This is a genomic window from Mesorhizobium sp. WSM4847, assembly GCF_055811335.1.
In genome coordinates this window covers 60,062-74,433 of the sequence record NZ_JBVVPY010000030.1, presented here as the reverse complement: position 1 = coordinate 74,433, position 14,372 = coordinate 60,062, and the positions used below count along the sequence as shown (strand labels likewise).

At 59.9% G+C, this 14,372-nt stretch carries 13 protein-coding genes and 1 pseudogene; 7 read left to right on the top strand and 7 right to left on the bottom strand.

Annotated elements, in window-relative coordinates; genetic code table 11:
• A partial coding sequence (groES, locus tag AC0L28_RS30525) for a co-chaperone GroES (RefSeq protein WP_473481979.1) occupies positions 1-290 on the bottom strand: 290 nt, incomplete at its 3' end.
• Positions 291-694: 404 nt separating this feature from the next.
• Here groES and AC0L28_RS30520 point away from each other — a divergent pair.
• The 5 genes from AC0L28_RS30520 to AC0L28_RS30500 all read left to right on the top strand — a co-directional run bounded on the left by AC0L28_RS30520 (position 695) and on the right by AC0L28_RS30500 (position 5,954).
• Positions 695-1,210, top strand: coding sequence for a hypothetical protein (locus AC0L28_RS30520; RefSeq protein ID WP_473481977.1), 516 nt, complete (start codon positions 695-697; stop codon positions 1,208-1,210).
• A gap of 454 nt (positions 1,211-1,664) precedes the next feature.
• On the top strand, positions 1,665-1,913 hold the full coding sequence (locus tag AC0L28_RS30515; protein WP_473481975.1) for a DUF982 domain-containing protein: 249 nt from the start codon (positions 1,665-1,667) through the stop codon (positions 1,911-1,913).
• Between the two features lie 146 nt (positions 1,914-2,059).
• Positions 2,060-2,308 (top strand): DUF982 domain-containing protein, encoded by a 249-nt coding sequence (locus AC0L28_RS30510; protein ID WP_473481973.1) that lies wholly within the window; start codon positions 2,060-2,062, stop codon positions 2,306-2,308.
• Positions 2,309-2,757: 449 nt separating this feature from the next.
• Entirely contained in the window at positions 2,758-3,060 is a 303-nt protein-coding gene (locus AC0L28_RS30505) for a DUF982 domain-containing protein (protein WP_135909862.1), read from the top strand.
• Positions 3,061-5,270: 2,210 nt separating this feature from the next.
• Positions 5,271-5,954, top strand: a complete 684-nt coding sequence (locus AC0L28_RS30500) for a hypothetical protein (protein ID WP_473481971.1) — start codon at positions 5,271-5,273, stop codon at positions 5,952-5,954.
• 1,004 nt (positions 5,955-6,958) lie between these two features.
• Here the strand turns inward: AC0L28_RS30500 and AC0L28_RS30495 are convergent.
• The gene (locus AC0L28_RS30495) at positions 6,959-7,516 is read right to left on the bottom strand and encodes a LysR substrate-binding domain-containing protein (RefSeq protein ID WP_473481969.1); all 558 of its coding nucleotides are present in this window, start codon (positions 7,514-7,516) and stop codon (positions 6,959-6,961) included.
• Between the two features lie 214 nt (positions 7,517-7,730).
• Positions 7,731-7,865 (bottom strand): annotated as a pseudogene (locus AC0L28_RS30490) (LysR family transcriptional regulator); the annotation flags it as partial.
• Between AC0L28_RS30490 and AC0L28_RS30485 the strand changes: the two are divergent.
• Complete coding sequence (locus AC0L28_RS30485) at positions 7,809-8,915, top strand: MFS transporter (RefSeq protein WP_473481967.1); 1,107 nt, start codon at positions 7,809-7,811, stop codon at positions 8,913-8,915. The pseudogene AC0L28_RS30490 and the gene AC0L28_RS30485 overlap by 57 nt on opposite strands.
• A gap of 300 nt (positions 8,916-9,215) precedes the next feature.
• Positions 9,216-9,389, top strand: coding sequence for a helix-turn-helix domain-containing protein (locus tag AC0L28_RS30480; RefSeq protein WP_473481965.1), 174 nt, complete (start codon positions 9,216-9,218; stop codon positions 9,387-9,389).
• A gap of 302 nt (positions 9,390-9,691) precedes the next feature.
• Here the strand turns inward: AC0L28_RS30480 and AC0L28_RS30475 are convergent, their stop codons facing one another.
• Genes AC0L28_RS30475 through AC0L28_RS30460 form a run of 4 tightly spaced genes read right to left on the bottom strand, consistent with a single transcriptional unit; the run spans position 9,692 to position 14,297 of the window.
• Positions 9,692-10,819, bottom strand: a complete 1,128-nt coding sequence (locus AC0L28_RS30475) for an SAVED domain-containing protein (protein WP_473481964.1) — start codon at positions 10,817-10,819, stop codon at positions 9,692-9,694.
• Complete coding sequence (locus tag AC0L28_RS30470) at positions 10,812-11,324, bottom strand: Mov34/MPN/PAD-1 family protein (protein ID WP_473481962.1); 513 nt, start codon at positions 11,322-11,324, stop codon at positions 10,812-10,814. The genes AC0L28_RS30475 and AC0L28_RS30470 overlap by 8 nt, the downstream gene beginning before the upstream one ends.
• A complete protein-coding gene (locus AC0L28_RS30465) occupies positions 11,324-13,114 on the bottom strand; it encodes a ThiF family adenylyltransferase (protein WP_473481960.1) in 1,791 nt (596 codons plus the stop codon). The genes AC0L28_RS30470 and AC0L28_RS30465 overlap by 1 nt, the downstream gene beginning before the upstream one ends.
• On the bottom strand, positions 13,095-14,297 hold the full coding sequence (locus AC0L28_RS30460; protein WP_473481958.1) for a nucleotidyltransferase domain-containing protein: 1,203 nt from the start codon (positions 14,295-14,297) through the stop codon (positions 13,095-13,097). Before AC0L28_RS30460 ends, AC0L28_RS30465 begins: the two co-directional genes overlap by 20 nt.
• Positions 14,298-14,372 lie beyond the last annotated feature (75 nt).

Below are 14,372 nucleotides of genomic sequence, written 5' to 3'. Positions count from 1 at the left end.
ATGATGCCCATGATGTCGGATTCCTTCATGATCAGAAGGTCTTCGCCATTGAGCTTGACTTCGGTGCCCGACCACTTCCCGAACAGGATGCGATCGCCGGCCTTCACGTCGAGCGGAACAAGCTTGCCCGCCTCGTCGCGCGCGCCGGAGCCGATGGCGATGATCTCACCTTCCTGCGGCTTTTCCTTCGCCGTATCCGGGATGATGATCCCGCCGGCAGTCTTGGATTCGGATTCAACCCGGCGTACGACCACGCGGTCATGAAGCGGCCGGAACTTCGACTGTGCCATTTGGATATCCCCTGATGCGGAGGTTGAAAGGTTCTCCGTTGCCGGAGCGTCGTTGGCACTCGCTATTGGGGAGTGCTAACGTGGCGGTGAGATAGGCTGTGGGGTCGTGCTAGTCAAGACGAACGAGGGGGGACGGACGATGAGAGGGCGAAGAGCAAAATATTTTGGAAACAATATGCTGCGCGCCCAGCCGTTTTGTAGGAAATCGCCCGCTAGGGTCCACAATCCGGCGCTTTGGCGTTCTTGCCGCGGTGGGTGGCGCATTTCTTCGGAATAGGTGCGGTCAGCTGGTAAGCGCTTTTCGACCTAAGCTCTGGGCCGACTTTCGTCTCTGTTTGGAATGTGAAATTATGTGAAATTGCTGGCCGAGCAGTCGGCCAGAATCGACGGCCAGCCGAACAGTCTTGAGCTTTTTGCAATTCATCCCTACCCTGGAGTTGCATCGCCAAAAGGAGCGCTCATCGCTTCGGCAGGCAGTTGCAGACCATGATCGGAATGACGTGTTGAGACGATATTCCCCTCGGGTTCGGGTAGCCTATCGAAGCGAAATCTTCGACCAGTTGTTTCCGGAGCCCGATATCGTGATGAAATACACAGACGTTGAACCAGGTCTTGAAGATGAAGTCCCCTGGTCGGAAAGCCTGACCGCCTACGACAAGGAGCACTTCAAGACCTACTTGAGATTCCTGGACGCCTCCGCCGATGATGCGAGTTATGAGGAGATGGCGCAGGTCATCCTCGGCATCGATCCGGCGGAGGAGCCGGTGCGCGCGGAAAGCCGCGAGAAGCCATCTCGATCGGGCGAACTGGGTGATGACGACCGGTTACAAGGAGTTGTTCGCGTAAATGAGGGTGAACGGGCGGCGATACACATTGCTTATTCAGACGTGATCACGGCGTCCGCCACAAGAATGGCATGACATCCGGGCCTGCGGGAATGCAGGCTTCCGCTGACGTCTATTCATTGTCAAACTCCGCTCCTCGTACAGGCAGAAGATTCGCTGCGCCGATGCGTCTGCGCGGGGCCATGCAGGTCAGCGGCGGCCGCTCGTCATACCTGGCCGGCGCAGCAAGGCTGAGAAGATGAAGCCGTGTTCTGGTGGCGGGTCAAAGCCGGACGATGTCCACATGGTTCGGGACCATGTAGATATGCCACCTGGTGAGCCACCGCAGTAGCGGAGTCGGCTTGCTCGCCTACCGGGGACTTCTCGCCGCTACTTTCTCTTGAAATCGGCATCGCCCTGACAACATACTTTGCTATGGTCGGAGGATGTCGATGAGGTGCCTGTTCACGCAAACCAGCTGTTCAGCAGGTCGGGAGGATCGAATGAGGCTTTCAGCAGCCCGCTTTTAGTGAGACGTGCAGCGTACATCGTGCAAGAGATTGCCAGTCTTGCGGACGCTGTCGATTTCCTCAACGAATGGCCACAAGATCGCAGAGATCTGATCCACGAAGCCGCCCTCAAGGCGTGCTTTGATGCATACAATGGGCGAAAGCCTGTAAGTGCAGCGCGCAATGCCTTTTTCGGTTTTGCGAAGCCGGCCGCGATATTGGAGGATGCAACCTCCGCCATGCAGTGGCTCGCTACCTGCAAGTCGGGCAGCGGAAAAGTGCGAGGCTAGGCGTCGGCGACGCATGTGAGGCTGGCGCGGGGCAAGTCGAGAGGGCATTGTGTCGACATTTCGCAGTTCGCAGCGGAACCGGCTCGGTTCGGCAAAGAAGACGAACTAGGCCTATTTACGCATGATCGCCTTTGGGGGGCGAGCAAATGACCGGCTTGCAGAAATTTGAGAGGCCGGTCGTTGTTCAGGTTGGCCGCCGCAGCTCAGAGCGTATCGTATTCGATGTCAATGAGGCGGCGGCTATCCTGCTGCGAGATCTTCATCGTGAGACCGAGAAACGGAGGGTAGCGATGGACGCCTGTCTGCAGGTATTGCGTGGTAAAGCTCATCCACCAGCCGCTCGAAGAGCTTTCGTGGCAGCTGCGCTCGAAGCAAAGATCCTGCGCTGCGATTGAATGCTGGTACGCTGGCACAAGGATTCGTTCATCTTCGCGTCGGGACAACCGATGAGTGTGGTTCACCCTGTCACGGTGTTCCTTCAAGACGGGGCGCTTGTTTTCATGGACAGGCGAGCGCCCAAACTGGTTCCGCTAACTCATTAACCGGATTTTGTCCCTGCATTTCGCTCGGTTTCATCCCGCCAATGCTGATCTTGAAACTTCGTCCGCGCATCCGGCCGAACTACATTTCCGCTGTCGAACGCGCTGGCCTCGACGCTGAATGACCGCCAGAAGATCAACTATGAGATTTAACAGGACCGCCGCACTGGCAAGTCCTCTGCCGGCACCCATCTTCATCCTCTTGAATCGTCATCGCCCTGACAGCACATTCCTGCAGTGGTCGGCGGGCGTCGATGCGGCCCGGCGTCGCGCAGATTGGCTATGGTGCAGGTGGAGGGGAACGAATGAACGCTGAGGCTTTTAGCAGTCCCATTTTCGTGAAGCGAGCCAGCTATATCGTGCAAGAGATTGCCAGTCTTGCGGACGCTATCGATTTTCTCAATGAGTGGCCCGAGGATCGCAGAGACCTGACCTACGAGACCGCCCTGAGGGCATGTTGTGATGCATATGCTGGGCACATACCGGCGGGCGCTGCCAGCAATGCCTTTGTCGGCTTTGCAAAGCGAGTTGCGATATTGGAGGACCCAACCTCCGCCATGCAATGGATCGCTGCGTGCAAGGCGGGCAGCGGAAAGGCGCAGGCGTAGGCTTCCACAAACTTTGCGACACTGGCGCAAGGCGACATTGTCGAGATTGAGCTAGCCAATCCCGCGCCACCCGACATGAACCAGACAGCGCTCATGACGATCATCTGCATCCTCGGCAAGCAGTTCGGCTGCGCATCACCGCGAAGTCCTGCGAAGCCTGCTCAGGCATCTATCTTCCTTCCTGGCCTGATCTGAGGAGAACATACCCCGGGTGCCGTCATCTCTAACGGGGGATAACAAAATTGAAAAGGCCCGTTTAACTGCCGAGCCACAATATAACCGCCTGCGAAGTGAGCGCCCACATGAACTCCCCGATGACCGCCGACGCAACCTCGCGGCTTCGTCAGATCTGGCTGGCTGACAACTATTTGCCAAGACATTCATGATGCGGTGGCTAATGCACGGAACTGAGCATCTGTTCAGGGCCACGGGTGTGCTATACGGCTTTGATGGCTATTGGCTCGATGTTGCGTCGGCGCTGGCTGCCGGAAAAGAGCTTTCCATCCTATGCTTATCTGCCGGGCAGGAAACCGCATCCCGTGCGCGATCCCGCGGGACATAGCTACAATAGCGAAGCCCTGCCGTCGGCGGCAGAGGCGTCGCTGGATTCAGACATATTCCTCTGGGGTCTCGACCTCTTCAACCACGGTATTACTGGGAAGCCCATGAGGCGTGGGAAGGGCTGTGGCAAGTTGCAGACCGAGGCGCTCCGCTTCGGACGCATGGCTCGGGTCGCTGCTCGTGGCCTCGCTGCTGCGGTACAGGTCCCTCACCGCCCCACCATCTCGCCCGCCTGCACCTCGGCGCCAAAAACATGGGTGATTATGTATTTGACCGACGCGAACGGCCGTCTTGTGCCGTTCTGCCCATTCCCCTGCGATAGCGATCATTCCACCGGTGGAGGGCCAATGCACCACCGAAGTATACAATTCAAGCTTTCAGCAACCAAGCTTTGGTCGGAGTAGTGCTTGTCAGCGTCTTGGGTGACGGCTGGAGCTGGCGCGGTCATTACAATGGCCAACGCCGTGGCAGCAAGTATGATTCGTGGCCAGTGAGACCGCAATTTCTGGAGCTTCGAGCGCCCTACAGTGTCTTTTTCTGAGGTAGGCATTTTTCATTTTCCTTTTGGATCATCACGGATTTGAAGAGGATCTGGTGTTATGTCCCGTTGCGAGAGCCGGCGAAGCGGCCGATATTCATGTGGTCGAGACCTAAGTTCTCCTGAATGTTTGTTTTACGAGAACCCTTATGGCAGCCCTAGCTGACAACAGCCTGAAAGCGGTCTGCGGGATAGCGGTCCTGTGCCGATCGCAGCGAGATCCAACGGAGCTGGGGCGTCCCATGGGATGCGCAGCCTGTATTGCGTTCGGACGAATGTCATGTGAACTCCTGGGCTAAAGACTGCGCGACGGGCCATGTCGGAACACGTATCATGGCTATGAATATGCAATTGGCATGCCACCAAACGGGTTGTGAGCAGCGACCACAAATCGGAGGAGTCGCCCCCTGGCCGGCTTGATCCTAACCCTTAGGATGTCTGGATCTGAACACAGATTGTCGTCAATCGGACTCGGACAAAATGCTGTGACCAGCTTTGGCACCGGCTGACGCCAGAGTCCTCGGTTGAGAATTGCGCGCCTGAGCGCGTATGGGGCAACGGGCGATCGCCGAGGCCGGTCGAGTTGCGCAGCCGTGTGTTGCTGTTAGCGTGGCGGCATAGGCCGCAGGTGTGAGCCCGCCTCGTAGCAGAGGTGGATCCGATTGGCTTTCATTTCAGCCCTCAATGCACAGGAGAGTTAGGATACACGCCCCCGCGCTTGGGATGATTCACCGTACAGCGAATTCCGCGAGTCAAACGAATTCGGGTTCCTCAAATATACAATCGTCGACACCGATCCTGATGGATCGAGCCTCGATGACCAAATCAACCATCTTCAAACTGAAGTGGTCAATATTGCCGAGAGCTACCGGTCCGACATTCGCGAGGTCGGCGGTCAGCAACGATCCTGGTGATCGCCGCATCTTTCGTGTTCACATGGCCACAGTCGGCCGCATCGGTGCCGAGATCAGACCAGAAGTCGCTAATCGTTTATGTCAGTTGGCAGTTTTCGCAGCAACGTACGCCATGATGTGAGTCGTGTCTTCCAAGCGCTGATTTGGCCGGGTAGGGTTTGCAAAGGGGGGCGTGAACAACCGGATGAACGAACGGAATGATACTGGAAAAACTGCGCGCCTGTTGGGCGTTTAGCCCGACCGTCGATAGGAATGTCGCCCTGGTCGAAGGCTTTCTGAAAGGCAAGAGTTTCGCCGACCTGGCGCAGGAATATAGCCTGTCGAAATCGAGGGTGCGCCAAATCATCGAGAAGGCTGATCGGCTCGTGGGCGGCGGCATCCTGACCAAGGCTGAACCGTCCAAGGCCTCGCCTCGATCCGATTTCAAGGTCGACTATCCATATGTGTGGAACCTGGCCGAGATGCACCGGCTGGGTAGCGTCACCCCGCATCATTTCTTTGCGGAGCTGGAGCGCGCCGGATCGCTGGAGCGGCTGGTTGACAAGATGAAGCGGTTGCCGTGGCGCGCACCAACGGCACGTGAGCTGGCGCGCCTCGTGTGGCAAAAGGAGAGGGGCGAGAGCCCATGGCCTGCAATGAAGCGATCAAAAGTCGTGATCGTGGAACCAAGCTGCCCTGCCGACCATCCGGATCGCGGCCTTCAATGCCAGCTCGCCTTGGAACCGGCCTTTCAGCAATTGGCTGAGCGGGCAGCGGAATCCGGCTGGACCGAGGACGAGATAGCCTACGCGCTCCTCGAGCTCGCCGGCGCGCACCTCAGGAGCAACTCCGCCAATCGCGAGACCGAGAGGGCGATTGACCGGGCCAGGGCAACGAGATGAGCGGCACCTTCGAGAAGCTTCGCCTGACCCAATAGGAACGTCGCCGCGTCATCAGTTTGGCGGTGAAGGCTGACCCCGGCCGAGTAGGGCAGACGAGCGGCAGTGCTGAAATAAGGGCGTGAGACTCCATGGTGATCTTGCGCATGGCGAAGTGACTTGTTTTTCATCAGCCTAACCAGAGGTGCCCCCGGCCTGGTCCTTGATACGATGACCGCGTCGAGTCGCCAGGCGCCACGTCGCTAAGCCCGCAAAGCGGACCTTTTCGTCGCAGTCGCAAAACGTGTCAAAGGTTTCGGGATATTTGCGACGAAAAGCGGTCGTTGGGCATCAGCGCCCCGGCCAAATAAGGCGTGCTTGTTGTTCAAGTTAAGAGAGCTGGATCGGGAAATTTGGACAGGGGTTATAAGTGGAATTTCTGCCTGAACACGGCATAGAAGCCGGGAACAGGAGAGATCATGACGAAACGCCCCCGCCGTAATCACAGCCCTGAGTTCAAGGCGAAAGTTGCGCTTGCTGCAATCCGCGGCGAGCGGACATCGGCAATGGCTTGACCATGCCGAGCGCCAATGCCGGCGCGCTCTCGGTGCGGCCGAACCTGGCTGGAAGCGCAGCCGGCTTGGCAGGCGCTATGACCCTTGCGGGTGGCGCAGCCCTTTCCTCGATCACAGGGAACGTCCTGACGGAGGGCAACGCAACCTATGCGCGGTTCTCCATCATGCTTTTTTCGCCGGGTGCGGGCTGTTGGCGGCTGTGCTCGCGGCGCTCGTGCCAGGCGATTCTCAGTCCTGTCGGACGTGATGCTGTCCCTGATAAACACGCACTCTTTGCGCTTGAAAAAAAGCAGTGCGTGCGGCGGGGAGCCCCCGTGGCGGCTTGAATCACGACCTTCCAGCAGCAGCAATTAAGGGCAGCACAGGGTCGCGGGCGGCAACCGAAAGCTCCCATGCTAAACGAGCGAGTTGCAGACAGACCAGACGTTGGTGAGGTTCTTTCAGCCTGTCCGTTCAGTTCTGGGCTGCCTTCCTCAACCAGTCGCGCATTTGTCGCGCCGGCCGGGACAGGTGCGCCGTGTCAGGGGTCAGCAGATGATACTGTTCCCGTCCCGGCAGCACCGGGCCGGGAAGCTGAACAAGACGCCCCGAGCGCAGATGCTGGCCGCAGGAGAGATGGTCTCCGATGGCAATGCCAAGGCCGCGCAGCGCCGCGTCGATGCACAGATGGGTGCGGTTGAAAAACAGGTGGTTGTCGACGTCGTCCAGCATGACGCCTGCCGCTTCGCAATAGCGTCGCCACCAGTAGAGTCCGCGCTCGTGGATCAGCCTGTGCGCGGCGTAGAAGCCTAGTGAGGCCGGATCTGGCCCCTTGGCGATCAATGCGGTCGACGCGACCGGGAACGCATTGAGATCAAGGAAGGGCTCGGAGCGAAAGCCGATCAGCGCCGCCGGTCCCCAGGTCAGCACCAGATCGACATCGCCCGGCAGGCTGCGCGGCGGGTCCGGGCGGCAGCGCAGATCGACGTTGAGCTGCAGCGCGTCCAGCGCCTCCGCCGTCAGCCGCGGCATGAGCCTGCGCCGTCAGGCGCGGCATGAGCCACACGACCGCCAGATCGGTTTCCACATCCAGAACCACTGTTCCCTTGGCGGTGCCGCGTTTCAGACGCCCGACGCCGAGCGCCAGATCGGCGAAGGACCGGGCGACGGTGCGGGCGAAAAGGCTGCCTTCGCCGGTCAGCACGACATGGCGGGCGTGGCGCTCGAAAAGTTCCACGCCCAGTTCCATCTCCAGATTGCGCACGTGGCGGCTGACGGCAGCATGGCTGACGCCCAGTTCGTCCGCCGCCGCAGCGAAGCTGCCATGCCGGGCAGCTGCTTCGAAGGCGCGGGTGGCGTTGAGGTTGGGCAGTTTGCGCATGAGACCAGCATAACAAAAGCGTTCGCTTGCAGCAAAAAATGTCGTTTGAGTGAAAGCTCACTTCGCGCGATTTCCTGGGATCCCCATCGCCAGGAGGATGCCATGACCCGAGCGCAGAACCCCCAAACCCGGATGATCGTAGAGCTGATTCTCGGCGTGACGATCTACGGCCTCGCGATGGGCACCACCTATCCGCTTCTGGGTCTCTTGCTATCGGATCGCGTGTCAGGCGCGCTCAACGGCCTGAATACGGCAGCGACCGGCCTCGGCCTCATGACCGGCGTGGTGCTGGTGCCCGGCCTCGCCCGCCGGTTGGGCGCGGGTCGAACGGCGCTGGCAGGTGTGGGGCTGCTGGCGGTGGCGCTCGTTGCACTGGCCTTCCTGCGGGACTTCTGGCCGGTTTTCGCGGCCCGCGTGATTCTGGGCTGCGGTGCGGGTCTCATGTTCATCGTCGCCGAAACGGCGCTGAACGCGGCCGCGGCGCCAGAGCGGCGCGGGCAGATCATGGGTGTCTATACCGCTGCCAATGCCCTCGGTTTCGTACTCGGTCCCGCGATGATCGCGCTGATGCCCGACCGCCCGGCCGCGCTTCTCCTCGGTTGCGCCGCGATAGCGCTGATGGCGCTGATCCCGTTCGCCGCGGTGGAACGGCCGGTGAGCCGCTTGGTCGTGCCGGGATCGGCGCGCCACATCGTGTCGGCGATCACAGCGTTTCCTTTAGCCTTCGGCTTTCTCTTTATCGCGTCGATGATTGATGCCATCGCCATCAGCCTCATGCCGGTCATCATGCTCGATCGCGATTTCGACCTCTCGCAGACAGTGCTGCTCGCCGCGGTGTTCCATGTCGGCCTGGTGATCGGCCAGCCGCTGATCGGGCTGGCGCTGGACAAGGCTGGCCGCCGTCGCACCGTGCTTGGGTGCTGCGGCCTATCGCTCGCCTGCACCCTGCCGCTGGTCTCCGGACCAGGTCTGGGATTCTGGCCCGTAGCCGGGCTGATGCTGGTCTGGGCGGCGCGAATTACGGGCTCTACACCGCTGCGCTCGCGCTGATCGGTGACCGCTTCCGGGCTGAGAAGCTGACGGCGGCGATAGCCCCCTTGCCTCCGTCTATGCTCTGGCCGCCGTCATCGGCCCCGTCGTCGGCGGCGGCATGATGAATGCGCTCGGCGCGCAGGGTCTATTCGGGGCAGCAGCGGTTTCTATCTGACGGCGCTCTGCGGTGGCCTCTGGCTATTTCGGCCTGTCGAGCCGGAATAGCAGAAGCAAATCCGCTGATATCCGCAACAGCCTCGATCGTGCCATTCGCAATGCAATGTCGAAGGCAACTACTACTGCGGGCGGCTGCTGCGCGTGTCCCGCCTCGGACCAAGGCTGAAACGGGCAAGGGCAGAAGGAAAAGCCCTTGGCCGTCCACCGCGCCTCGATGGAACACACAGGCAGCAGGTACTCGAAGAATGGAAGAGGGGAGCTAGCATTTCTGTCTTGGCCCGAAAATTTGCCACGAGCCGGCAGACGATCAATTGAGAGGACGAAGTTTGCTGAGCGCGTCTGATCGCGGAGGCCGGCTGGGAAGGTCGCGGAAGGGCGGACTGTCGCCCTTCTTGTCGCCCGCCAGAAGGAGCGGAGCGCCAACTGCCGACGCTCTGGTACGAGTTTGTGAACGTCTCAATCGGGGCCGAGAACGGTCTGTCCGGTTTTGGCCCCAATTTGCGAAAAGCAGCCTTTCGGCTACGACCCCATATCGGCTATTTGTCTTCGGGCCGTCCGCGCCTGAAAGCTGCCGTTTGTCGGCCATCCCGAGGTGTTCGGGGCGTAATTCCGGGTTACTAGCCACCAATCTTGATTGTCGACACGAAACCCTTTTCCGGTATTCGATCGTAAATGATCAAAGGCAAGTCCGCTTTGGGCATCCTTGCCCGTCCTGTCTCTACAGCAACGGAGACGGGCACTGCAGGAAACACATTGATTACGGCGTCTTCTCCGTGGTGCGCCTTGATGCGATCGAACAGGCGACGCAGTTGCGTCTTGTAGATCGCCAGATCTTCCGGTCGACGCATGATGTCATTGTGGGGCTCGTCGGCAGAGATCGACCAGATCGCGGCGTTTTCACCCAATACGGAACGAATCCTCTGATCATCGACCGTCGCGCTGATCGCGAGCTTCAGGGCAACCGACACTTCCTTGGGCCCGGAGTATTCCCCGACATTGAAGCTTATCGCGGGCTGGTGCAGTTGCCATTTCCAGGTGGATGGCTCGCGGTATTTCTGGTGGACGGTAACGGGCATAATGTCGCCTAAAAGCGTGCCCAGCTCGATAAGAAGAGGCTGCGGGGCAAGCGCGAACACGCTCAGCTGCAGAATTTCCTTCTGTTCGATCCGTTCCTTGACCTTTCGGGCGAACTGGCGCCGCAGATGTTCACTCTGCATAGCCCAGTAGGACGGCTCGTCGTCTTTGACCTCTGAATTGAGTTCGATGTCGATCGTACGTCGCTCGGCAGGATGTCTATCGGGCGGCATGGCGGCGAAGATTGCCCTGGTGGACACCAAAGAGTCCATTTGTCCGATCGTGGCTGCGAAGCGGAGCACATGCGCCGCTCGGTCCGCGTCCATGTCCGTGACTATCTCGATCCGAGATTCATGTTCGCGCTTCATCGCGGCAAGCACGTCCTCCGGGTAGTCTTCGGCATGATCGACGTCGATCTCCTTGTGGTGGATCGGGCACATAAGCATCAGGTTGCTGATCTCGCGCGCGAGTAAGGGCGAGCGGACCTTGTCTCCTCGAGGGCCATTTTCGCTGTCGGCGACGATGTGTGCGATGAAGCCGAACTTGCCGTCCTCCTTACCGGCAACAAGGTCTCCGATGAGAAGTTTGTTGCATCCGGCGAATTGGCAGCGACCAGCTGCTAGCGCCCAAAGCTGCGTTTGCGTCTTGGGCGGAATGTATGAACTAGACAATGTCGTGCTCCAGTTTCAAAACGGCGGTCGCCGAAGGCGCTTTTGCGGGTTCAAGCGGAAATACGTTCTGGCCGTCCCCAAGGACCACACGCAAACCATCGGGCGCGGATCGTTGACCGATGATGGCTAAGACGAAGGCGTTTAAGTGATGTCGTGACATGACGTAGGATTCCGCCAGCGAGTGCAGGTCGACTGCGGACGGGGTCGGGACGGGTTCAGGGTGACTGTGCCATGTTCCGACGAACAGCAGCCTCTTGGGATGCATCTCGTCGATTTCCCGCTGTTCAGCCTTTCGATCGGGGCGGTAGGTGAACCGTGTCCTGCGGTCGGTTTTCCTGGGGCCGGTCGCCACCTCGACGACAACGTCTCGGTCGGACAAGCGCGCGAAAAGTGATCCACCGGCTTCGGCTTGCCAGAATCGAAGCTGGCGATGACGCTCGATATAAGCGATCACGTCGCGGGTGAAGACAAGGTCCTGGCCCGAGGAGCCGATGGGATATCTCATCATGCTGCCAATGACCTGTCTTCGAGAGTCGAAGCCCAAGGGCGATCATGGAGAAACCCGCCTTCAGTCCGGCTCCCCATCAATTTCGCCCAAGCTGCCGACCACTGGCCGCCGGTTTGCCGCAGCTGCCGCTGACGCCCAATCCACAGACGATGGACCGATTGGGGCGGCGGCTGCAGCATGACATCAAGGGCAAGTTCACCGATCACCGTGAGCGTACCCTGCAGTTCAATCGGCCCATACGGCTGATAGACGGCTCCGCATGCGGGCTCGTACCTCACGGTCGAGTGAGGAAATTCGGTAACTCGGAGATGGGGCAAGCCGGTGGCATCAAACCCGTCCCGGAAAGATCGCCCCTCCTTCATCACTGCCACCGCATGACCGGCGCAAGCATGCGCTTCGGTCCAGCCGTAGACGATGGGGACTGGTCGACCATTCGCCTCGCTCCAGGCGTCGAGCATGCTCTCTGCGCCCCAATCGCCCACTGCCGAGACGATCAGGTCAGCTTCGGTCAGATCCTTGGCGGTCAAGAGAACGTCTTCTATCCGACCCACTACGGGGCGAGCGGAGACGTGTGGCAGATCCTGCCTAAGTTTGGCGGCCAAAGATTCAGACTTGTACAGCCCCAGATACTGCGCGCCCAACGGATGCCGACTCAAGTTCGACGGGTTGAGCACGTCGGGGTCGACGAGAATGAACTTGCTGACGCCGGCCTGCGCCAAAGCTATCACCACGGGCGCCCCGATCGACCCGCACCCGAAAATAACGACGGTCTTGTGCCGGATCCCCCCCGCACGGCTGTCCTGGTCGCGCCCATGTATCCATGAATGGTCAGCGCGCTTCAGGTCTGCGCGAAGGATCGCTTCGGAGCCGAAAAAGCGTCGCGCCACAAGCCATGGGGCAGTCCTTCCGAGTCGAAAGCCGTCATGAATGGGGTCATGGCCACGAACTGCACGCGGGCGCGGAACGGTCAACCCGGCGATGGCGACGCCATTGTCGGTCTCCATCCCCAAGGCGACCGTCAGATCGCCTGCCGTGGAGGTCGCAGCCTTGACCAAGACGTCATGAGCGCCGACGGATTTGGCGTGTTCGAGTATATCGGCAGCCGTCTTTGGGAAGCGGCCCGGCGTCAGCGGATCACCCAGCCAAAGAAGCGCACCGAGGCCCACGCGGAGTTTACGGACACCGAGATATCGGTTTCCGAGCCACTTCAGAAGATCGTCGTGGTTATCCGCGATGACCTGCTGAACCGGGCCGTCCCAGACACTAACCAATCTCGAAGTCGGTGCCGGCTCGACGAGGCTGAGGATCGATTTTCGCCCCCTTGGCACGCGATGGCCCCAGTACGACAGGACCTCCCTTCGAAACTCGCCGTCGGCACCGCCGCTAGCGACCAGGTCGGCAAGATCGATGACCATGTTCAACAGATTGATGACCCCGCCGGCCGGGTCGTCCGGGTCGAATGTCGCCGTCTCGGATACGAGGCAAAGGACATTATCCTTTTCCACGTGCGGCCAATCCTCATCCTCCGGCAAATCGACAAGCCGGAGGCGGGCAGGTTGGAAGGGGAACGACGCCGAAACCATTACGTCGACCACTCTGGTGCCGCCCACGGTTTCCAGCTTCAGGCGCCACCCGCCGACCATGCCCACGCGAATGCGGCCGACATCCTCCCGCTTAAGGGACGTGACGCCGGAACAATTGGCATAAAGCCAGTCCTCGACTTCAAGCAGTGCCTGTCGGTGACGTGTCCGAAGTTGGGAATTCGACCTACGCGTTTCGTCCGCCACCCTCAAGCCTCACTGCGGACTCCTTTGCTTGGGCCGCCGAACTGACAAGGCCGGAGGTCAAAACGGTCGGCGCGGCAACGCCGAAAACCTTGTCGCCCGCCTTTTCGGCAATGGCGCGGCCGGCGCCACGTGCAACCGCGTCGGTGATTTTCCGACGGTCGAAATGCTTGGCTGCCTCGAAGAAGTCACGCCGAGCAGCTTCCAACCATTCGACGAAAGCATGCTTGCGTTCCGGGTGCAGCGGCCACTTGTCGGCAAAATTCTCCAACGGGTCGGTCGGGTTCGCGATCACCGCGTTGCCCTGGGCATCCCATCGAATATGGCGGTCCATGTCGGTCAGGATGGAAATCAGCGCCTTTCCGATCGTTTCCTCGCCCTTGTAGGCGTGGGCGGAAAGGGTGGTGATGATAATCGAAATTGGACGTTCATCATACCGGTCCGCAAACATCAAGTCTCGATGCCGCTTGAGGATCATGATCGCAGATTGCAGCGGCGTCTTGATCTTATACGTCGGCATCGCCTCGACTTCGGCCTTCGCCCGATCCTCAGTCAGGCGACGGGTTTTGAACTCGACGACCTTGGTGCGGAACCACTGCGCATATCCCTTGGGATTGGAGCGCGGCCAGTCCTCGCTCACTAGCTCATAGGAGGGGTGCTGATTGTCCGTGATCGCGATGGCGGTATTGGTCCAGCTCGTGTCCATTTGTTTTTGCTCGAGCAGCAGTCGCATGCTGTTGCCGTTAGGAAGGGCGGGGACGATATCCATGTGGAACTGCGCGCCGTCGGCGTATTGCAGTTTCCAACAGCGGCGCCCTTCCTCCACGGGCTTGCTCATACCCTGAGCTTGGGCGTAGGCCTTGACCTCGACCCCCAGTTTCGCCTTGAGCTTCCGTTGGCTGAGCGAGGACTTTCCCAAAGTCTTGAACTCACAAACCGAGTCCACGTCGTAGTCTTCGGCCTCACTGATGGGTTTGATCGCGGTCCCCAAACGGAATGACCCCTGTACGTAGACTTGGGGATCATAGCTCAGCAGGGTTGACGTCGGCCGATGGAGCCAATCGCCGAAGGACTTGTAGCTGCGCTCGGCCGACTCGTAGCGGCTAGCAGGAATCTCCAGCTCCTCGGCCAGTGCTTCCAGATGCCGCTCCGCTTGCGGCGTGATCGATGCGGTGAATGCGTTCATAGCCCCCTCCGACAGACTCAGTCTGATCGGTCCCTGTTCCCGTGCCCATTTCCCCGAATCGTCTTGGACGCCAAG

What these genes read in the sequence shown, in the direction of transcription:
- AC0L28_RS30510 (WP_473481973.1), top strand. Translation starts at nt 2,060, where the DNA reads ATGACCGGCTTGCAGAAATTTGAGAGGCCGGTCGTTGTTCAGGTTGGC.
- AC0L28_RS30505 (WP_135909862.1), top strand. Translation starts at nt 2,758, where the DNA reads ATGAACGCTGAGGCTTTTAGCAGTCCCATTTTCGTGAAGCGAGCCAGC.
- AC0L28_RS30500 (WP_473481971.1), top strand. Translation starts at nt 5,271, where the DNA reads ATGATACTGGAAAAACTGCGCGCCTGTTGGGCGTTTAGCCCGACCGTC.
- AC0L28_RS30495 (WP_473481969.1), bottom strand. Translation starts at nt 7,516, where the DNA reads ATGCCGCGGCTGACGGCGGAGGCGCTGGACGCGCTGCAGCTCAACGTC.
- AC0L28_RS30485 (WP_473481967.1), top strand. Translation starts at nt 7,809, where the DNA reads ATGCCGGGCAGCTGCTTCGAAGGCGCGGGTGGCGTTGAGGTTGGGCAG.
- AC0L28_RS30470 (WP_473481962.1), bottom strand. Translation starts at nt 11,324, where the DNA reads ATGAGATATCCCATCGGCTCCTCGGGCCAGGACCTTGTCTTCACCCGC.
- AC0L28_RS30460 (WP_473481958.1), bottom strand. Translation starts at nt 14,297, where the DNA reads ATGAACGCATTCACCGCATCGATCACGCCGCAAGCGGAGCGGCATCTG.